Raw genomic sequence first — 18,639 nt, 5'->3', positions numbered from 1 at the left:
GGCCCTGTTCGCGCCACCGTGCAACCCCGCCTCACCCTGCCCGCAGGACTACCGCCGCACGCAGCTTGCCGCGACCAAAGCGACTCATCTTGTCGAATTCGGCGTGGGACACGGGAATGTGCTGGCAGTCCAGTTCGCGACGGTGCTGGCTGTGGTCGACATCGGGATCGTGCAGGTAGACGAAGTCCTCGTCGCAGTCGGTGACCAGCACCCAATGAGGTCCCTTGGCCTTGGTCAGCCGGAAGGAGCTGATCAACACCAGTGGAAAAGCGCCCTCGGCGACCCAGGCGGCCACGTCCAGGCGGGTACGGTAGAGCCGCTCGATGGGCGATTGCTTGACCTCGGCGCTGAAGTCCTCGTGCACCAGACGCATGACCTCCTTCTTCTCCTCGCTGCGCACGCCGTCGAGGAACAGCGGGCCGCGCGTATTGACCTGCAGGGTCACCTTGAAGCCACGGCGCAGCGCCGCCAGCGCCAGGCCATGAGGTCCGCAGCCGCCATGACCGGCGGTCATGTAGATGGTGGTGGCTTCGCGCCACAGTCGCAGCTCCTCGCGCCGCTCCAGCGGGCGGCCCAGCTGCAGCGCGCCCATGGCCATCAGCAGGCTGGCCGGGCCGCAGGTGAAGTCGGTGGTCTGACGATAGAAGGGCACCGGGCGGGCCTGGCCCTCGCGCGGCTGGCGGATGCGCTTCTCGAAGCGCAGCGCCTGGCTGTGGTCTTCGTAATAGTCCTCCACCGTGGCGAAGGGCAGATAGCCGTTGCGCTCGTAGAGGGCGATGGCGGCGGCGTTGTCCGGTCGGACCTCCAGGCGCAGGTAGGCGCAGTCGCGCTCCACCGCCTCGGCTTCGGCAGCCTCCAACAGGCGCTGGCCCAGGCGATGACCGCGCGCGTCCGGATCGACGGCGATGGAATAGAGCCGGGCGAGAGAAGTGTTCTGGTGGAACAGCACCAGGGCGTAACCGGCCACCTGGCGGTCGTTTTCCGCCAGGATCAGGACCGCGTTCGCACGGGTGAGCATGTAGTGGAAATTGCGCCGGGAAAGGCGGTCATAGCTGAAGCAGCGGGCTTCCAGATCGACCAGTGCCGCCAGATCGTCCAGCCCGGCGGGCCTGAGCATGAAACTCATCGCGAAGGATTCTCCTGGAGCAGAGCGGGCAGCCTGGCATGGTTAAGCAACGGTTAATAGCACCCGCGTTACAACAGTTGGAGTGGTCCGGCGGCATCCGGGTTTCCACCGGGACCACGCCCCGCAACCAGGAGGTCCAGTGAGCAAGCTGTATATCGTCGTGGAACGCAAGGAAGACTGGTCGTCCTACTATCCCAGCGAAGACGTCATCACCGCCCAGGAATACCTGGAACAATCCAACGAACAGGACAATGGCAAACGCGTGCAGGTGATCAACCTCTGCCGCAGCCAGAAGTACCTCGGCCACGGCTACTACTGCTCGCTGCTTGCCGAAGCCCGGGGGCACAAGGTCATCCCCTCGGTGCGTACCATCAGCGAACTGGCGCGCAAGTCGCTCTATGGCCTGGCGCTGGAGGACCTGGACAAGCTGCTGACCAAGGCGCTGGCCGGTCATCCCTACGGTAGCGCCGACGGCTTCACCCTCACGCTCTATTTCGGCAACACCGACATCGCGTCTCTGCAGGATCTGGCGCGCCAGGTATTCGAGGCCTTTCCCTGTCCGCTGCTGCTGGTGGAATTCCGCCGCGATCGCGCTGGCTGGCACATCGGCGGCCTCAAGCTGGGCAGCATCCACAAGCTGCACGAACAGCAGGAAGATCAATTCGCCAACGCCCTCGACGGTTTCAGTCGCCGCGTCTGGCTCAAGCCCGGCCGCCGCGAGAAATACCGCTTTGACCTGGCCATCCTGCATGACCCCAAGGAAGCCTTTCCGCCGTCAGATGCCAAGGCGCTGAAGAATTTCGTGCGCGTCGGCAAGCACCTGGGGCTGGACGTGGAGCTGATCGAAAAGAAGGATTACGCGCGGCTGGGTGAATTCGACGCCCTGTTCATCCGCGAGACCACCGCCATCGACCACCACACCTATCGCTTCGCCAAGAAGGCCGAAAGCGAGGGTCTGGTGGTGATGGACGATCCACGCTCGATCCTCAGATGCACCAACAAGGTCTATCTGGCCGACCTCTTGCGCGCCCACAAGCTGGACATGCCGGCGACCGAGATCCTCTACAAGGACAATCCCGGTCAACTCGAAGGCCTCGGCGAGCGGCTGGGCTTTCCGCTGGTGTTGAAGATTCCCGATGGCTCCTTTTCCCGGGGCGTCATCAAGGTCGAGGACGCGGCGCAGCTGCGCAAGGCCAGCGCCGAGCTGTTCGAGCGCTCGGTACTGCTGCTGGCCCAGGAGTTCTTCTACACCGAATACGACTGGCGCATCGGTGTGCTGAACCAGGAGCCGATCTTCGCCTGCCAGTACTTCATGTCCAAGGGCCACTGGCAGATCTACGACCACAGCGCCAGCGCCACCGAGGTCAGCGGCGATTTCCGCACTCTGGCGGTGCAGGACGCGCCCCATGCGGTGGTCGAACTGGCGGTACGCACCGCCAATCTGATCGGCGATGGTCTCTATGGCGTGGATCTGAAACAGGCGGGCGACAAGCTGGCGGTGATCGAGGTCAACGACAACCCCAACATCGATTGCGGGGTCGAGGATCTGGTGCTCAAGGACGATCTCTACGCCCTGGTGCTGGAGGAATTCATCCGGCGGCTGGAATCGCAACGCGGCGGACAGCCCTGGTAACGCGCCAGGGTCGCGGAAGGGTAGGTTGGGTTGAGCGTAGCGAAGCCCAACAGTCCAGGCTGACTCCGCTATGTTGGGCTTCGACGGTAGAACCGCCTCAGCCCAACCTACGGAAACGGGCTCAGGCGCCGTGGCACTTCTTGAATTTCTTCTCGCTGCCGCACGGGCAGGGATCGTTGCGACCCACTTCCTTCAGCGGATTGCGCACCGGCTCCTGGGCATGACCATGGTTGCAGTGCGGGCCGTGGACGTGGTGCGCATGGCCATGGTCGTGATCGTGGTCGTGATTGCAATCGGGACCGTGGACGTGTTGGTTCATCTCATAACTCCGGGATGTAGGCGCCAGGCACGAACTGTCCCTGGCGAGAAAAATGGACACTGCGGCCGAACAGCCAACCGGTCTTCACCCGGCCACGCAGGCGGTAATTGATCGGCTGCTCAGGGTCTTCGAGCATGCGGCCCACGTCCTTCACGTAACGCCACAGATTGGTCTGCACCGGTACGGAGAAGCTGCGTCGACCGTTGGCGGGAACTGACGCATGCAGGTTGGCGACGCCCTGGGACAGCAGCAGATCGTTCAGGTAGACGGTGTAAGCCAGGCTACGTACGGGCAGGGCGCTGTCGTTGGGATTCTGGACGCGGAAGTGCAGCACGAAATCCTGGCTCCACAGCCGCGCACGGATCAGCTCCACGCCGGTCAGTTCGACCTGAGGCTCGTCATAGTTGCGCCCGATATAGGTACAACCGCCAAGACTGCTGAGCAAGACGCCGAGCAGGGTGATGAACAAGGCCTGGCGAAGCATGCGGCACTCCCGTTTTCTGCGCAGTTTAACAAGCACCGATTGCTGCACAAGTCGGGGCCGCTTCGGCACAGGCTAACAAAAAAACGCCTGGGCCTGGCGACCGTGCGGACTGGACCGCCCCGGCGCGACGTTGCATCCTGCACCTCTTGCCGTGACCGAGGAGGTCGTCATGTCCGCCGTGCTCTATGAAATCGCCTTCCAAGGCGAACTGGTCGCTGGCGCCGATGCGCAGCAGACCCGACAGAATCTGATGCGTCTGTTTCAGGCGGATGAACAGCGCATCGCCGTACTCTTTTCCGGTCGCCGCATGATCATCAAGAACCGCCTCGATGCCGCCACGGCCGAGCGCTATCGCGCCACCCTGGCCCAGGCGGGGGCGCTGGTGGAGGTCGTGCCCATGGCCGAGACGATCGAGCCGGCTGCCGCACCTGCCGAGTCGCGGGGGCCTACCCCAGCCCCCGCGGCGACCGCCTCGCGACCTTCCGCCGAGCGTGGATCTCTGTCGGTCGCTCCCCGGGATGCCGTGATGGCGGCCTTCGTTGATATCCAGGCGCCGGATTTCGGCCTGGCACCGGTGGGCGCCGATCTCCAGGATGAGGCCGCACCGGTGGCGTCGCCGCGAGTCGATCTCTCACACCTGAGTCTGGCGCCGGTGGGCAGCGACCTGGGGCCGGCGTCCGAGCCGCTACCCGTAGCGGTCCCGGATACCGATCACCTGACGCTGGTCAAGGAATGAGCGCGGCCGGCGTTACAGGAAGCCGGCGCAGCACTTCTTGAACTTGGCGCCGCTGCCACACAGGCAGGCGTCGTTGCGACCCGGCAGGGGGCGTACGGTCGGATCGAGGAAGTACCAGCGTCCCTCGTGCTGGACGAAGCCCGAGTGCTCCTCATGACGATGGGCGCCGCGCCCATCCTCCCAGCGCGCCACGAAGCTGACCCGGGCATGGGCGGGATCCTCCGGCTCGGGGCGATGCTCCAGCACCTGCAACCCTTGCCAGCGACTGCCCAGACTCCAGGCAGCCAGGGCCTCCCGGTCCAACTGCTCCTGCTGGGCAGGCGCCGTGGTGGTTACCAGGTAGTCGATCAGCCCTAGCACATAGGCGCTGTAGCGCGAACGCATCAGCCGTTCGGCATCGGGCGCCGGAGTACCGGCATGAAAGGCTCCGCAACAGTCGCCGAGCGAGCGGTCCGAGCCACAGGGGCAGGGGGCCATGGGTTGCATCTCACCACCAGTACTTGCCGAAATTCTGCGGATTGGCCCAGAACTGGGGGGGGCTGGCGGCAGGCCAAGCTTAGTGGGCTTCATAGGGGACCTCAAGCTGCACTGGTGACATGATGGTGACAGAGTCGGTGACAGACGGTAAAACCTCAAGTGCGAATGCGTGGTGCGCTGACATGCCGCGATCATCCATGCTCAGATCTATAAGATCGTTCTGCAATGGCGGTTCTTCAGATTTTTAGTAATTTTCAATGAAATCTCTGGAGAGCTCGAGCTGTCGTTGGAAAGTAGGTTGCTATTATTTATTAAGCTTGCTGTGTTGTGTTTGGTTCAGGTGTTAATGATGATGATTGTAATTGGTTGCGTGAGATAGGATGGAGAAAGTCTGGGTGAGGTAAGTTTTTGGGCTATGGGGTGTTGAGGTTAGTTCATCCTTATGATGATTTAATGTTCGCGATATTGTTTTTTCGTGGTTGTTAAGTTTGGCTGTTTGAGAATGATTTTATGTGGAAGCTCTCCGGCACTGTTTTACGTGCAGTTGACGGTTTTGGGTCTTTGGATGCAGGCAAAAATCAGGCAGCGCGTTGACACGCTGTGGTCGGCTTGACTCTGCTATGAGAAAAATTAATAATCTGAAGGCGATTAGTCGTTTTTTGACTGTCTGATGAGCTGTTAAGTATGAATCAATATATTTAGGTGATTAGATGCTGAAGCTTAAGGATATCTCGTTAGGAAGTACGGATGCAAAGAATGAAGTTTTGAGCAATACGCCTGAAGAGGTGAGGCGCTTTGTTTCTTCTTTTGTTTCGCCACCCGCCTTGGCCGTTGACAAGTTTTTCTCAAGGCATAAATATTATGTAGTTGGTCTTAAAGGGACGGGTAAAACGGCTTTGCTTCGTTACATATCTCTTAAGCTTGAGGAGGATGAAAAATCAATTTCGAGTTTTGTGCTTTTCAAAACTGACGTGGACGAAGACTTGAGAAAGGATTTCTCCAGAGCCGCGCGTGTGCAAGTCGTGAGCGAAAATGCAGACACTTACGATGGGGACGATTTCGAGACGGTTTGGAGATGGTTCATATATAGAAAGATTGCTTCCGTAATTCAAGATAAGCAAGCGCACCCTTTCCAGGAAAATGGTGATCTTTCCTCGTTTCTTGAGCTTGTTAGTTCCGAGGCAATGACTAAGCCGGAACGAGCCGGTCTGATGCGGCTCGTCCCAAATATTCGTAAAGGAACCATTGAGATTAGTCAAAGCCCAAAGCTCGGCTTGGAATTGGACTGGGACGATAACGGCCGAGCCAAAGTAAATTTTAACGACCTTGTTCGTAGAGCCGATCAGGCGTTCGAATCCCTCGAGCCGGACGAAACACGCTTAAACGTTTTTTTTGATGAGCTTGAACTCAATTATGGAAGCAGCAAACAGTATCAGAGAGACTCCCGCCTTGTAAGGGATCTTATTGTGTCTATTGAGCGTCTTAATGCGGTGTCGAAAAAGAAAGGCTTCCAGCTCTGTCTTTATGCTGCAGTGCGGTCGGAGGTGTTGGGCGCAGTAGATGCTTTAGGTAAAGAAATTAATAAGCCAATTGCTGACTTTGGCTCAACTATCCTATGGAATAGGCCAGGGCTTGATGCCGCGCAACAGCCGCTTCTTAGTATTATCGAGCAGCGGATCAATATCGCGCGAGCTGAAGCTGGATTGTCGGTCTTGGCTTCAGCGGCTCTTTGGGATAAATATTTCCCTGAGAGAATTAATAATTTAAAGCCGCAAGTATATATTCTGCATAGTTCATGGTATCGGCCTCGCGACGTCGTTCGATTGCTGATTTCGATTCAGGATCAATATCCGGAAGAAGAGAGCTTTATTCTGCAGGGTATAGAGGCTGTACGAAAGATATATTCTACTGCATCATGGGTTGAAGTGACGGAAGAGCTCAAGGCTAAATATAAACCGGGCGAAATTGATGGTATAAAATACATATTTTATGGATTTAGACAGATTTCAAGTCTCGCAGATCTTGTGGCTCGCGCTGACGCTGTCGCGCAAGATCATGCTGAAACTAAACAGCTTTTAGTTCGTACACCATTGAGAGAGATTCTCAAGGATTTGTTCAGAGTTGGTGTAATTGGGAATATTGATGCTCGTCGCGAGCGGATGCGGTTCTCATTTAGAGGCGACGACGAAATTCTTTTTGATAATGACATCTTTGTTCATAATGCTCTCCGTGCTCATCTGTCTATTTTTAAATGATCGAAGGTTAACTTGTTTCTGATATCGGTAAATAGCGGCTGATATTTCCAGTGGGGCCTTCAGAACTGCCATAAGGCTAAAATCATAGGCTTTTATTGCCTCATTGTTTTTACAAATATGTCCGTGGCCAACCACAGCGCGGTATAGTCATGGATTAGATAGGCGGTAAACGCAACGAGATATGCGGTAGATTCTTAGACTTTACCGTTTTGTTTGTTGTCATGGGGAGGGCTTCGTCTGCTCGCGGGCGCGGTCGCCTCACGGCACTGAACCGAGCATAAAAGACGGTAGCGATCTCTTCGGAGCTGGCTGCGCGGGTCGTGGCCAAGATCGGCGTTCAGTCGTCAAGGCCTCCCGCAGGTTGTGAGCGCTACTCAATTGCTGCGTTAATAACCGTAGCGTTGATGTGTATATTTCTCAGAAATTAGAGCGGTTTGATCGGGACACCAAACGGCTCCTCAAAGAAGCTGACCAAGTCACGCAGCGCCGAATTTTAGGAGCAGGCTCTTGGTCGGGGTTGACGTGAATCAGGGTAACAAGGACATGGCTGCGACTGTGCAGGCTGCATCACGCTCTTATTGCCCTCTGAACGCTGCTGAGGCTCGCTCCAAGCTCTTCAGCGGCCTTCCGGAAAACTTAGACCACCCGCGATAGCCGCCCGTATCGCTTCGTCATCCACGACCTTCTTACGGTCCTTGTAGACCCCAGACACCTTGGCCTTCAATCAACTCAGTCTGCCTCTCACGAATCATGCTGCGCTCGAATTGAGCTACTGCGCCTATCATGCTGAGTATCAGATCCTGGGTGTGATTCTTCTTACTGGTGAAGACCAGTCTCTCCTTGGGAAAGTGAAGCTGGATCCCGCGAACCTTCAGGTCCTCCACAAGTTCCATAAGGTCCTGAAGGCTTCGGGCGAGGCGGTCAATGCGGTGAACGTGGATAGTGTCTCCCTTCCGGACGTATCGGAGCATCTCCTGAAGTGCTGGACGTTCCGTAGTCGCTCCGTTCACCTGATCTTCATAGACTTCATTTAGGGCCACGCCATCCAGCTGGCAAAAAGTGTTCTGGTCTGTGGAGCTTGCTTGCTTGTAACCGACCTGCGCCATTGGTAGCCTCTTCGTTTTTACTCAATAGGTTTAAATGGAGAGAGGAGGTGTGTATTCATAGTCTGGGTCAACCATTAAAGAATGGGGTTGTGCTTGGCTGTGTGTGTGTTCATAGCGCTGTGGTCTCAAGGGTGTACCCTGCGAATACAGCGTTGCAACCCTGTTTGATGGAGTGATCACAAATACCGCAACTGGCAGCCCGCTTCTTATTGAGTCATCAATCGGCAGGGCATGGTCTGATGTAGGGGCAGGAGGCACGACTGCCACACGGGGGGGACGCCTGTGCCTAATTAATGGATATGGCCGAAAGAAAATTTATTTCACTTTTTTGTCTTTTATGCTTCGGTATGGAAAACTACCCAAGTGCTGGTGAATATTGTATTTTCTAAGCGGTGCGTAGTAGTTAGCTATCTATGATATGTTCGATGCAAGACGCTAAAATTCAACTGGTATTCATGCTGATTCTAATGCATCAGTATTCGATCGCACTGTTTAGCCAGGAGTGAAGGCGAGTATGTTTTCGATGTCCAATGGCTCAGAGTAGAACCTGAATTCACTCTCTTGGTTTTCGATCGCGAACATAGCCATTCGATCAGCTAATTCGTTTCCTTCAATGCCATGGTGTCCTCTTACGTGATGGATGGCTATCTCATCTTTCAGTTCTTGGAATAGCGAGTGAATAGGCTTGATGATCTCGGCGTTCTTGCGTAGTTTGGTTCCATCCATCCACTTAGCTCGCTCCCATTTTGTTGCCCATTTGGTAGCAGAGCCGATGGCATACTCCGAGTCGCAGTAAATAGAGACAGTATTGCCGTTTGCTATTTCTTGTTTGGCAAAAACCAAGGCTTGGTGCAATCCCTTCAATTCAGCAGTGTTGTTCGTGGCGTGGTTGTCGTAAAGACCAAACCATAGTTGACTTAACGTATCTTTTCGGTAGATAGCAACTCCCGATCCCGCTTCGCCTGGGTTTCCCCGACAAGCTCCATCAGAATAGATAGTTACGTCTGTTTTGGGATGGTCAGTGGAGGTAATAGCCTTTTCTGGTAAGTGTTTGACACTTGCGATGGCAGACGTTGGTCGATAACTCTTGAAGGCTCGTTCAGCTTCTGCCTGGGTAGGAAAGGCTTTAAATCTTGCTCCAGCAAACTCGTGAATTTGACGTTTGCAGGATGCCCAGTCGTTATAGACACCGTTCTGCCGGCCATGCCAAACGACATAAAATTTTGCGGCCATAATATGTTCTCCTAAAGGTGAGGTTATTGGTCGGTTATTTGTCGAGTAAATTGTGTGCTGGTTTTTCTATGAGATAGCTTCGGGGATGGTAAGAAGGTCCAGGGTTAACGTTAGGAACATACTTGAATTTACTTCGTGAATCCGTTGGGTCTCTGAGGTTTTTAGTATGCGGCGTTTATTCGTTGCCAGCCGTGATTCGGAGGTCTCTCAAGTCATGTTGCAGCTTTCCAAGCATATCTGGGGAAGGTGGTGGGAGCTCATTATCTTCCCACTGAATCCAGGGGTAGATAGTCGCGGTTCCATTCAGCATTTCTTGTATGAGGTTCTCAGGGCGACTTGCCAATAAAAATGGTATTGCTAATTCAATAGCTTTGACATAGCGCTGGGCGTGTCGTTTACCTATTCTAAGAGCGCCCATAATGCTTACGGTTGTAATGATGTGAAGGTTGGCGAGGACATCTGCTAAATGTCGTACTGATAGCGGCTTGGAAGAGCCGCCATTTCCAATAGGTCGGTCATGCCAGTCCAAACGAGCAATGCCCTCCAAAACGTCCTCCGCAAATTTCGGATAGCGTTCCCATAGGGTTGTTGGGCCGAGATGGCCGAAAAATGGATTGTCGATGGTCTTCCTGGGACGTCCTCGATTTCCCTTGGCCGAAGCGCTGTGAAAAGGGCTACCTGAGGATGGGGTAGGGCAGGTCTTGGTAGATCCGTTCTGGCAACGTGAGGTGGGTGGGGCAGTAGCAGCGGTGCTGGACATAGGTTCGCTCTGGTGGTGGTCTCCTTATAGTGTGGGTTTTTGCTGGGAGACCACTGGAGCGCGGTATTGGAGGCGCCGGCGTTACCTACAGCCCAGCCGCAGTAGATTTCGGAAGGGCTGCGGAGGCGTAGCGCTACCCGGCGGAATGAGCGCCGATTGCCTCGCGACGTGCCTGGGTAGCGGTGAGCCGACGTGGTTCAATTAGGCGCATTCTGGTCTACGCACGTCATTATTTGACTTCGAATGCTTTCACCAGGGCGGCGTGCAAGGTATCTACAGGGACCCGCTGTGAGCCCGCGTAGAGGTCGTAAGTGATGTTGCCCGAGCTATGACCCGTGATGCCTTGCGCGATCACCTCAGGTATCGCAGCGGCCTTCAGCCGGCCTGATAGCGAGTGCCTGAGAGAGTGGAACGACCGGTCGCTTCCCGCGGCGAGACCAAGTGGTTCGCGTAGCGCGTCATTGAGCGGCTTATTGAAATAGTGCGGCTTAGCTTTGAATAGCTTTCCCGGTTCCCCGGCGACCCAGTCAAGGAATGCCCTCAGCGAGAACCCATGCACACCATCAATAAGGGGGACCTGTCGCACCGAGAAATCATTTTTCAGTGTCTTGCCTTGCTCATCTTTATTGATGTCGATGACGGTGATTCCGCCAACCTGCTTAACATCAGTCTGAGTAAGTTGGTACAGCTCCCCAATTCGGGCGCCTGTGAGGACGCCGAGTGATAGCGCCCAGCGTTTCCAGTCGTCTGCTGGCAGGCCATTTGCGTGGGCCATGATGGTCGCCACCTGATCCCTTGAAAAGGGCTTGCGGTCACTTTCCACGCCTCGCGCAATCTTCAGACCCTTATCGAAAGCCCGTTCAATATGGCCGTTGTTCTTTGCCCAATCCATCACCGTCGAGAGCTGAGTCAACAGCTTGTTAATGGTCAGCGGCTTGCGACCCTGAGCGATCTTTTCCTTCAACGAGATCATGTCAGCTCGTGTATGGGCTTTAATGTTGAGGTCCCCCAGCAGGCTGGAAAGGGTTCGGCAGTTCGACTGAATAGCCCCAAGGGTCGAGTTCTCGACGTTTCCGCGACGCTCATTGATGAAGAGTGCAGCGAGTGCCTCGAAGGTAAGTGTTTCAGCGGGCGATGCTACAGATAGAGAGGTGCTTGCTGTGGCGGCCAGGCCAGTAACGGCATCTGCCTTCTCAAGGCGCTCAACGATCCCGATGAGGGGAGCGGTATTGCCCTTCAGACGCGCCTGAGCGGCTTTCACAATTTCCCGCCCAATACCTAAGGCCTTGTGCTGATCGATGCTTAGCGGCGCCTTAGCGGCGGCTTCTGCCAGTGATAGCGATAGGTCCCCGTAGATCATGTCGTATGCGGAAAGATCGTCATCGTTGCAGGCTTGACCAAGGATCGAGTGGGCGACTTCCAGCAAGCGTACTTTGAGGTCATCCCAGCCTGCCTCGGGTTGATTAAGATGAAAAAGCGCCAGGGCCTGAAGGATGTCCTGGGAAAGTGTCATTGCGGTGGGCCTATCGGTGGTGCGGAGAGAAATGGTGGCGCTGCGGTTCGAGCAGCCACGAGGGCGAACCCTAAGGTAGTAAATGCCGTTTCGGCGATAGTGCCATACAGACAGGCGCTGGGGCCGTTTCTGGTGACAGCGCTGGTGACTGGCTGGTGACACTTGGCCCTGCTCGGGCACGGATTTGCTGGTGGTCATTGCTCGGTAAGCCCTTGATATTCATCGGGTTACCACCAGTACTTTCCAAACATTTCCGGGTTGGCCCAGAACTTGGCATTGAGCCAGTCCGGGACCTGCTTGTAGTCGTGCAGATCATAGCTGAACAGGGTGACCACCTGGCCCTCGCGGGCGAAGCGCTCGCTGGCCTGCAGGGCGAGGGCGTAGAAGTCTGTCACCTGCCAGTCGCTGGCGGCCAGGTCCACCAGCACCGCCAGGCGCGAGGTGTTGAGGTTGCGCAGGCCGCCGAGCAATTCACGTCCCTGGCGCAGCGGCAGATGTTCCAGGCAGTCGGCGACGATCACCAGTTCGTAGCGTTCGGCCAGCAGCGCCGGGTCATCCAGGGGCACCGCTGCCTGCACCACCTGGCAGTGCGGATGGGCCTCGGCATAGGCCTCAAGCGCTGGCAGCGGCTCGCGCGCCACACAGAGCAGGCGCTTGGGCTGGTGGTGATCGAGCAGGCTTGCCAGAGCCTGTTGCGGGGTGCGGGAGGAGAATATGTTTGCCATTAAGGGAACCCTAATCAAATCGCGATTGACTAAGCAACCAGCGTTGTCAAGATGTGTACGCCACCATTAGTCTGACAGCGCCATAAAACGAAAGACGAGCCTAACTCGCGGCACCCGGTCTATAGGAGACCCTTCATGAGCAAGAGCATCGCAAGGACAGCTTTACCCCTCATCCTGGCAAGCACCGTGCTGGCTGGTTGTGCGGGCGGCGTACAGAAATCCGATTGGCCGGTGTGCGCAGCGGTCGGCGCCCTGGTCGGCGGCGCGGCAGGTGCTACTCAGAGCGGTAACGTCGCCGGCATGGCGGCCCTGGGTATCGGCACCACCGCTGGCGCCTATTGCTGGGTGCATGGCAAGGGCAATGAGCAAGTCGCTCGCATGGAACCCGCCCCGGCCCCGGCTCCGGCGCCCGCACCGGCTCCCGCACCGGCACCGCTGCCCAAGCAGGAAGTGATCACCGCCCGTGACCTGCACTTCGCCTTCGACTCCGCCGAGGTCAGCCCGCAGGATCGTGCTCAGCTCGATGGTATCGCCGGCCGTCTGCGTGGCGAAGCCGCCAGCACCCGCCTGTCGATCACCGGTCACACCGACAGCAAGGGTACCGATGCCTACAACCAGCGTCTGTCCGAGCGTCGGGCCAAGTCGGTCAGCAACTACCTGATCCAGGCCGGCGTGCCGGCGGCCAGCGTCGTGTCCGTGAAGGGCATGGGCGAGCGTCAGCCGATCGCCACCAACGAGACCGCTGAAGGCCGTGCCACCAACCGCCGCGTCGAAATCCAGATCGACCGCGAGTGATGCACCGGCGGCGGACCCTGGTCCGCCGCCTTTACTTTTTCCGGCGATAGGCGTTATGGTCCGATCCATCTCGTCCTCCTGCTGGAATCCATGAAAACCCTGTCCCTTACCGGTAAAGTTCTACTCCTGCTGTTCTGGCTCGCCGCAGCCGCCGCCCTCGCTCTGCCTCTCGCTCGTCCTTTCCCCGAATTGCTCGCGCTGGTCGCCCTGGCCCTGCTGCTGCTCCATCTAGGCGAAGTCTTCGCCAGCCGTCGTGCCTTGCGTCTGCGTCGCCACCCCTGGCTCGACCGCCTGAGCCTGTTGATCTTTGGCGCCTTTCATCGCCTGCCCCCTCAGCTGCCGAGCGCCTGATCGGCCTGCGACCACAACGTTGGGCGCATCCTGACGACAGGCGCGTTATCATAGCGCCCAAGATCCATTACTGTAGATGCATACAGCGCTCGTCCGCCGGACGTGGCGCTGCTTTGCCATCGCCCGGAACCAGGCATGCTCAGCACCGAACTCAAGACCCAGATCCAGGGCGCCTACACGCGTTTCCTCGAAGCCAAGTCGCTCAAGCCGCGCTACGGCCAGCGATTGATGATCGCGGAAACCGCCAAGGGCCTGGGCGCCATCGCCCAGGACGAGGAGGGCCATCGCGAAGGTGAGCCGGCCGTGGTGGCGGTGGAGGCGGGCACGGGTACCGGCAAGACCGTGGCCTATGCCCTGGCCGCCATCCCCGCGGCCAAGGCGGCTGGTAAGCGCCTGGTCATCGCCACGGCGACGGTCGCACTGCAGGAGCAGATCGTGCACAAGGACCTGCCGGACATCCTGCGCAACAGCGGGCTGTCCTTCAGCTTCGCCCTGGCCAAGGGGCGCGGGCGCTATCTCTGCCTGTCCAAGCTGGACATGCTGCTGCAGGAAGGCCAGGCCCAGAACGCCACCGCCCAGCTGTTCGCCGAGGACGGCTTCAAGATCGATGTGGACGAGGCGTCCAACGAATTGTTCGGCAAGATGATCGAGCGCCTGGCCGGCAATCGCTGGGACGGTGATCGTGACAGCTGGCCGGAAGCCATCGAGGACGTCCAGTGGTCGCGCATCACCACCGACCACAGCCAATGCACCAATCGCCATTGCCCGAATTTCCAGCAGTGCGCCTTCTACCGGGCGCGCGAAGGCATGACCAAGGTCGATGTCATCGTCACCAACCATGACCTGGTGCTGGCCGACCTAGCCCTGGGTGGCGGTGCCATCCTGCCGGATCCGCGCGACACCCTCTATGTGTTCGACGAAGGCCACCACCTGCCGGACAAGGCCATCGGCCACTTCGCCCATTTCACCCGGCTGAGATCCACCGCCGAGTGGCTGGAGCAGATCGCCAAGAACCTCACCAAGCTCCTTGCCCAGCACCCCCTGCCGGGCGATCTCGGCCGGCTGGTGGAGCAGGTGCCGGAGTTGGCGCGGGAAATCCGCACCCAGCAGCAATTCATGTTCACCGCCTGCGAGGCCCTGGCCGATTTCCGCGCCGGCGAGGACATGGAAGGCCGGGAACGGCCGCGCCACCGCTTCGTCGGCGGGGTCATTCCCGAAGACCTGCGGGAAATGGGCATCGAGCTGAAGAAGGGCTTCGCCAAGCTCACCGATCTGTTCACCCGCCTGACTGAGATGCTCAAGCAGGCCATGGATGGCGAATCCAGCATTGGCCTCGCCAGCTACCAGGCCGAGGAGTGGTATCCGCTGTTTGGCAGCCTGCTGGCCCGCGCCCAGGGCAACTGGGAGTTGTGGACGGCCTTCACCTGCGAAGACCCGGAAGACAGCCCGCCCATGGCGCGCTGGATGACCCTGGCCGAAACGGGATCGCTCTACGACATCGAGGTCAACGCCAGCCCCATCCTCGCCGCCGAGATGCTGCGCCGCCACCTGTGGAATGTCGCCTACGGCGCCCTGGTGACCTCGGCGACCCTGACCGCCCTGGGCACCTTCGACCGCTTCCGCATGAGATCAGGCCTGCCGCGCTCGGCGGCCACCGCCGTGGTCCCCAGCCCGTTCCGCCACGCCGAGGCCGGGGTGCTGCGGGTGCCGGATCTCAAGGCCGATCCGCGCAATGCGGCCGAGCACACCGCGGCCATCGTCCGCGAATTGCCGGCCATGCTGGAGGGCGCGCGTGGCGCCCTGGTGCTGTTTTCCTCGCGGCGGCAGATGCAGGACGTCTTCGACGGCCTGGAGCGGGACTGGCGCAAGCGGGTGCTGATCCAGGGCAACCTGTCCAAGCAGGAGACCCTCAACAAGCACAGGAAGCGCGTCGACGACGGCGAAGCAAGTGTGCTGTTCGGTCTTGCCAGCTTTGCGGAAGGGGTCGACCTGCCCGGTGCCTACTGCGAGCACGTGGTCATCGCCAAGATTCCGTTCGCCGTGCCGGACGATCCGGTGGAAGCCGCCCTGGCCGAGTGGATCGAGGCGCGCGGCGGCAATCCGTTCATGGAGATCGCCGTGCCCGACGCCTCTCTGCGGCTGATCCAGGCCTGCGGTCGGTTGCTGCGTACCGAGCAGGACAGCGGCACCATCTCGCTGCTGGATCGCCGCCTGGTGACCCAGCGCTACGGCAAGGCCATCCTCAATGCGCTGCCGCCGTTCCGGCGGGAGATCCAGTAAGGGGTGGCCCTGGCTACGATAAGCCGTAGGTTGGGCTGAGACGGCTCTATCGTCGAAGCCCAACAGGCCTGACGCCGAGGCAATAGCCGTTGGGCTTCGCTACGCTCAACCCAACCTACCGCTGAACGCCTACGCAGGCAGCTCCCACTCCCTCGGGGAGAGGGTTGGGGTGAGGGCGTCCCGCTTGGCGGTATGATCAACTGCCTGATCGTGGCCCCGTGCCCGGCAATACCTCATCTACCCAGGAAAACCCATGACCGTCCACGGCTATCACGACCTGAGATTCGAATCCGTCCGCGAGGCCTTCGCCGAGTTGCTGGCCGCCGGCCAGACCCGCGGGGCGGCGTTGTGTGTCCAGGTCGGTGGTGAAACGGTGCTGGATCTCTGGGGCGGGATGGCGGACAAGGACGGCCAGACGCCGTGGCACACCGATACCCTGCTCAATCTGTTCTCCTGCACCAAGGCCTTCACCACGGTGGCGGCGTTGCAGTTGGTGGAGGAGGGCAAGCTGGCACTCGATGCCCCGGTCGCCGAACGCTGGCCAGCATTCGCTGCGGCTGGCAAGGCCGACATCACTCTGCGCCAGTTGCTTAGTCATCGCTCCGGCGTCTCCGCCTTGCGCGAACGCCTGGCGGGTGACGCCCTGTACGACTGGGACACCATGACCGCCGCGGTCGCCGCCGAGGCACCCTGGTGGACACCCGGCACCGCCCATGGCTATGCCCCTATCACCTTTGGCTGGCTGCTGGGTGAACTGATCCGTCGCGCCGACGGCCGTGGCCCGGGCGAGGCCATCGTGGCCCGGACCGCCAGGCGCCTGGATCTGGATTTCCACATCGGTCTGCCGGCGAGCGAAGACGCGCGCGTCGCCCATATCGTACGCGGCAAGGGGGTGCTGGGTGATGCCGCCGCGCAGCGCCTGCTCAAGACCACCATGAGCGATCCGGGCGCCTTGCCGACCCTGGCCTTTGGCAATCCATCCGGCGTGCTCACCAGCACCAACAAGGCGGAGTGGCGCCGCTTCCAGCAGCCGGCCGCCAACGGCCACGGCCATGCACGCAGCCTGGCCGGCTTCTATGCCGGCCTGCTGGCTGGCGATCTGCTGGAATGGGAGACCTTGAGCGAGGCTTTGGTGGAGCACAGTCAGGGCGAAGACCGTACGCTCTTGACGCCGACCCGCTTCGGCCTAGGCTTCATGCTCGATCAACCGGACCAGGCCAACGCCACCTATGGCCTCGGGCCTCAGGCCTTCGGCCATCCGGGGGCGGGCGGCTCGACCGGCTTCGCCGATCCGGAGCGCGAGGTGGCCTTCGGCTTCGTCACCAACACCCTGGGACCCTATGTATTGATGGATCCGCGCGCCCAGGCCCTGGCACGCGCGGTAGGGGAGTGTCTTTGAGGCCCTCGGCTAGCGGGCGATGGCCGTCTCGATGTCCTTGAATTCGATCACCCGGACATAGGGCGCGATCTCGCCGCTGATGGAGAAGTGCGCGCCAATCACCGTGACCTCCACGCCTTCGTTTTCCACCAGGTATTGCACCACCTCGTGGAAATCGCCGTCGCCCGCCACCAGGTAGAGCTTCTTCCAGCCGCGCTTGGCATGGGAGCGCATCAGGTTGAAGGCCAGGCCGACATCGACGCCCTTCTGGCTCTTGGTGGTGTACTGCTCGCCCGTCACCGGATGCAGGATCGGGCCTCCGCCTGCCGAGGTAGGCCATTCGTGGGCCTTGCTCTGCAGCCAGTAGAGCTTGACCCTCAGGCCTGCACCCTTGGGCGGCGCCGAGCTGAGAAACTTGTTGAAGTTGGTCTGGGCGACGGTGGGCGGGTCGCTATCGCAGTTGAAGTAGTAGGCGTCGCCTATGGGTTCGCCCGCATCCTCTTCGATGAAGAGCCGTAGTTTGAGATAGTCGAATTTGGCGCCGTATACCGAGCCGTTCCAGGCGCTCAGGGCGTAGGCCCCGTCGACAAACCAGGCGACGCCCGTTCGAGTTGTAGTTGCCATCGTATTGCTGGGACCAGGTCTTTTACCGTTGATGGGCGCACACCCGCACGCGGGATGCGCGGCGTCTATTGTGGGCTTAATTCCCGGTTTTCGCTGCAGCTAACGAGCGGCATCTTCCGATACCGCGAGCTAGAGCGGCTGCGGACGGGGGAGCGGACGGGGGAGCGGCCGTTGGATCGCCGTTTGCGTCGTGCCAGGTCGCCAGCGCCCGCATGATCGCCTAGCCATCGCGGGTGACAACTGGCATAGGTGAGGTCACGTCACAGTGGCTTCCCGCCCATCGTTGGCGTGGGCTGCATCGACGATCAGCGCCGGCTGCAGCAGCCGGATTCGTGGTGCCACATGGTAGGCCCCGTCGTCGTTATGCCTCAGGTAGAGACGCTGGCAGCCCAGGCACCGCCATAGCGTGCTCTGGTTGTAGGGATGGAAGCGCGGAGCGATGGGGGCGGCATTCGACCAGTAGTGGGTGCCTGCCGGATGATACTCCTCGAGGATCGCCTCCTCAGGCGCGTGGCGCCCCAGGGTGCCGATCTGCGCAAAGTCCGTTTCCCGGTAGCCCACCGGCCAGGCGGTCCATCCCGAAAGATCCCGCTGCTGGCAGCGGCACGCCTGCGTGATGGCGTCGGACCTGGCGGCCAGGTCCTTGAGCGTCGCGACATCGACGAAGCCTTCCATGATCAAGCCTCCTGGTGCCTGGTGCCTGGTGCCTTTGCTGGAAACGGATGCGGGCTCACGGCTGACCCCTTTTGTCGCTTCGGGCCCTCGGAGAACCATCGAGTGGGGTACGCAGGACCGAACGGATTTTCCCCTTGTCTTGAGCAAGGACACGCCACTGGTCGGCATA

The 18,639-nt window shown here is 59.3% G+C and carries 18 protein-coding genes; 7 read left to right on the top strand and 11 right to left on the bottom strand.

Annotated elements, in window-relative coordinates:
* Window positions 1-31 precede the first annotated feature (31 nt).
* Window positions 32-1,126, bottom strand: a complete 1,095-nt coding sequence (locus NRG74_RS09765; RefSeq protein WP_257706391.1) for a GNAT family N-acetyltransferase/peptidase C39 family protein — start codon at window positions 1,124-1,126, stop codon at window positions 32-34.
* 139 nt (window positions 1,127-1,265) lie between these two features.
* Between NRG74_RS09765 and NRG74_RS09760 the strand changes: the two genes are divergently transcribed.
* Window positions 1,266-2,759, top strand: coding sequence for a RimK family protein (locus tag NRG74_RS09760; RefSeq protein WP_257706390.1), 1,494 nt, complete (start codon window positions 1,266-1,268; stop codon window positions 2,757-2,759).
* 121 nt (window positions 2,760-2,880) lie between these two features.
* Here NRG74_RS09760 and NRG74_RS09755 read toward each other — a convergent pair whose 3' ends face one another.
* Together NRG74_RS09755 and NRG74_RS09750 are read right to left on the bottom strand one after the other, a co-directional pair.
* Window positions 2,881-3,078: an SEC-C metal-binding domain-containing protein gene (locus NRG74_RS09755; protein ID WP_058762382.1), complete on the bottom strand. Its 198-nt coding sequence runs from the start codon at window positions 3,076-3,078 to the stop codon at window positions 2,881-2,883.
* A 1-nt stretch (window position 3,079) separates the two neighbouring features.
* Window positions 3,080-3,562: an LEA type 2 family protein gene (locus tag NRG74_RS09750; RefSeq protein WP_017638815.1), complete on the bottom strand. Its 483-nt coding sequence runs from the start codon at window positions 3,560-3,562 to the stop codon at window positions 3,080-3,082.
* 169 nt (window positions 3,563-3,731) lie between these two features.
* Between NRG74_RS09750 and NRG74_RS09745 the strand changes: the two genes are divergently transcribed.
* Window positions 3,732-4,298: a hypothetical protein gene (locus tag NRG74_RS09745; RefSeq protein ID WP_068385456.1), complete on the top strand. Its 567-nt coding sequence runs from the start codon at window positions 3,732-3,734 to the stop codon at window positions 4,296-4,298.
* Between the two features lie 12 nt (window positions 4,299-4,310).
* Here NRG74_RS09745 and NRG74_RS09740 read toward each other — a convergent pair whose 3' ends face one another.
* Window positions 4,311-4,775 (bottom strand): YchJ family protein, encoded by a 465-nt coding sequence (locus tag NRG74_RS09740; protein ID WP_257706389.1) that lies wholly within the window; start codon window positions 4,773-4,775, stop codon window positions 4,311-4,313.
* Between the two features lie 710 nt (window positions 4,776-5,485).
* On the opposite strand from NRG74_RS09740, the gene NRG74_RS09735 reads away from it, so the two are divergent.
* The gene (locus NRG74_RS09735; RefSeq protein WP_257706388.1) at window positions 5,486-7,030 is read left to right on the top strand and encodes a P-loop ATPase, Sll1717 family; all 1,545 of its coding nucleotides are present in this window, start codon (window positions 5,486-5,488) and stop codon (window positions 7,028-7,030) included.
* 686 nt (window positions 7,031-7,716) lie between these two features.
* Here the strand turns inward: NRG74_RS09735 and NRG74_RS09730 are convergent.
* From NRG74_RS09730 to NRG74_RS09710, 5 genes are all read right to left on the bottom strand, one after another.
* Entirely contained in the window at window positions 7,717-8,136 is a 420-nt protein-coding gene (locus tag NRG74_RS09730; protein WP_257706387.1) for a recombinase family protein, read from the bottom strand.
* 492 nt (window positions 8,137-8,628) lie between these two features.
* Window positions 8,629-9,369: a ribonuclease H family protein gene (locus NRG74_RS09725; RefSeq protein WP_257706386.1), complete on the bottom strand. Its 741-nt coding sequence runs from the start codon at window positions 9,367-9,369 to the stop codon at window positions 8,629-8,631.
* A 175-nt stretch (window positions 9,370-9,544) separates the two neighbouring features.
* Window positions 9,545-10,129, bottom strand: a complete 585-nt coding sequence (locus NRG74_RS09720) for a hypothetical protein (protein WP_257706385.1) — start codon at window positions 10,127-10,129, stop codon at window positions 9,545-9,547.
* A gap of 229 nt (window positions 10,130-10,358) precedes the next feature.
* Entirely contained in the window at window positions 10,359-11,840 is a 1,482-nt protein-coding gene (locus NRG74_RS09715) for a site-specific integrase (protein ID WP_257706384.1), read from the bottom strand.
* 29 nt (window positions 11,841-11,869) lie between these two features.
* Window positions 11,870-12,367, bottom strand: coding sequence for a DUF6231 family protein (locus NRG74_RS09710; protein ID WP_257706383.1), 498 nt, complete (start codon window positions 12,365-12,367; stop codon window positions 11,870-11,872).
* Between the two features lie 135 nt (window positions 12,368-12,502).
* On the opposite strand from NRG74_RS09710, the gene NRG74_RS09705 reads away from it, so the two are divergent.
* The 4 genes from NRG74_RS09705 (at window position 12,503) to NRG74_RS09690 (ending at window position 17,192) form a co-directional block, all read left to right on the top strand.
* Window positions 12,503-13,162, top strand: coding sequence for an OmpA family protein (locus NRG74_RS09705; protein WP_064306594.1), 660 nt, complete (start codon window positions 12,503-12,505; stop codon window positions 13,160-13,162).
* Between the two features lie 90 nt (window positions 13,163-13,252).
* A complete protein-coding gene (locus tag NRG74_RS09700) occupies window positions 13,253-13,513 on the top strand; it encodes a DUF1145 domain-containing protein (RefSeq protein ID WP_017638810.1) in 261 nt (86 codons plus the stop codon).
* A 135-nt stretch (window positions 13,514-13,648) separates the two neighbouring features.
* On the top strand, window positions 13,649-15,793 hold the full coding sequence (dinG, locus tag NRG74_RS09695; RefSeq protein ID WP_068385466.1) for an ATP-dependent DNA helicase DinG: 2,145 nt from the start codon (window positions 13,649-13,651) through the stop codon (window positions 15,791-15,793).
* A gap of 253 nt (window positions 15,794-16,046) precedes the next feature.
* A complete protein-coding gene (locus NRG74_RS09690) occupies window positions 16,047-17,192 on the top strand; it encodes a serine hydrolase domain-containing protein (protein WP_064306592.1) in 1,146 nt (381 codons plus the stop codon).
* Between the two features lie 9 nt (window positions 17,193-17,201).
* Here NRG74_RS09690 and NRG74_RS09685 read toward each other — a convergent pair whose 3' ends face one another.
* Window positions 17,202-17,795, bottom strand: a complete 594-nt coding sequence (locus NRG74_RS09685) for an NYN domain-containing protein (protein ID WP_017639689.1) — start codon at window positions 17,793-17,795, stop codon at window positions 17,202-17,204.
* 255 nt (window positions 17,796-18,050) lie between these two features.
* The gene (locus NRG74_RS09680; protein ID WP_017639690.1) at window positions 18,051-18,470 is read right to left on the bottom strand and encodes a hypothetical protein; all 420 of its coding nucleotides are present in this window, start codon (window positions 18,468-18,470) and stop codon (window positions 18,051-18,053) included.
* Window positions 18,471-18,639: the final 169 nt, after the last annotated feature.

Source organism: Pseudomonas oryzihabitans, assembly GCF_024652905.1.
GTDB lineage: Bacteria > Pseudomonadota > Gammaproteobacteria > Pseudomonadales > Pseudomonadaceae > Chryseomonas > Chryseomonas benzopyrenica.
The sequence above is the reverse complement of the archived record's forward strand: the minus strand, read 5'-3'. Positions and strand labels throughout refer to the sequence as shown.

Bases quoted from the DNA above. Each gene is read 5' to 3' on its own strand.
- NRG74_RS09765 (WP_257706391.1), bottom strand. From the start codon at position 1,126: ATGAGTTTCATGCTCAGGCCCGCCGGGCTGGACGATCTGGCGGCACTG.
- NRG74_RS09755 (WP_058762382.1), bottom strand. From the start codon at position 3,078: ATGAACCAACACGTCCACGGTCCCGATTGCAATCACGACCACGATCAC.
- NRG74_RS09750 (WP_017638815.1), bottom strand. From the start codon at position 3,562: ATGCTTCGCCAGGCCTTGTTCATCACCCTGCTCGGCGTCTTGCTCAGC.
- NRG74_RS09745 (WP_068385456.1), top strand. From the start codon at position 3,732: ATGTCCGCCGTGCTCTATGAAATCGCCTTCCAAGGCGAACTGGTCGCT.
- NRG74_RS09740 (WP_257706389.1), bottom strand. From the start codon at position 4,775: ATGGCCCCCTGCCCCTGTGGCTCGGACCGCTCGCTCGGCGACTGTTGC.
- NRG74_RS09735 (WP_257706388.1), top strand. From the start codon at position 5,486: ATGCTGAAGCTTAAGGATATCTCGTTAGGAAGTACGGATGCAAAGAAT.
- NRG74_RS09730 (WP_257706387.1), bottom strand. From the start codon at position 8,136: ATGGCGCAGGTCGGTTACAAGCAAGCAAGCTCCACAGACCAGAACACT.
- NRG74_RS09725 (WP_257706386.1), bottom strand. From the start codon at position 9,369: ATGGCCGCAAAATTTTATGTCGTTTGGCATGGCCGGCAGAACGGTGTC.
- NRG74_RS09720 (WP_257706385.1), bottom strand. From the start codon at position 10,129: ATGTCCAGCACCGCTGCTACTGCCCCACCCACCTCACGTTGCCAGAAC.
- NRG74_RS09715 (WP_257706384.1), bottom strand. From the start codon at position 11,840: ATGACCACCAGCAAATCCGTGCCCGAGCAGGGCCAAGTGTCACCAGCC.
- NRG74_RS09710 (WP_257706383.1), bottom strand. From the start codon at position 12,367: ATGGCAAACATATTCTCCTCCCGCACCCCGCAACAGGCTCTGGCAAGC.
- NRG74_RS09705 (WP_064306594.1), top strand. From the start codon at position 12,503: ATGAGCAAGAGCATCGCAAGGACAGCTTTACCCCTCATCCTGGCAAGC.
- NRG74_RS09700 (WP_017638810.1), top strand. From the start codon at position 13,253: ATGAAAACCCTGTCCCTTACCGGTAAAGTTCTACTCCTGCTGTTCTGG.
- dinG (WP_068385466.1), top strand. From the start codon at position 13,649: ATGCTCAGCACCGAACTCAAGACCCAGATCCAGGGCGCCTACACGCGT.
- NRG74_RS09690 (WP_064306592.1), top strand. From the start codon at position 16,047: ATGACCGTCCACGGCTATCACGACCTGAGATTCGAATCCGTCCGCGAG.
- NRG74_RS09685 (WP_017639689.1), bottom strand. From the start codon at position 17,795: ATGGCAACTACAACTCGAACGGGCGTCGCCTGGTTTGTCGACGGGGCC.
- NRG74_RS09680 (WP_017639690.1), bottom strand. From the start codon at position 18,470: ATGGAAGGCTTCGTCGATGTCGCGACGCTCAAGGACCTGGCCGCCAGG.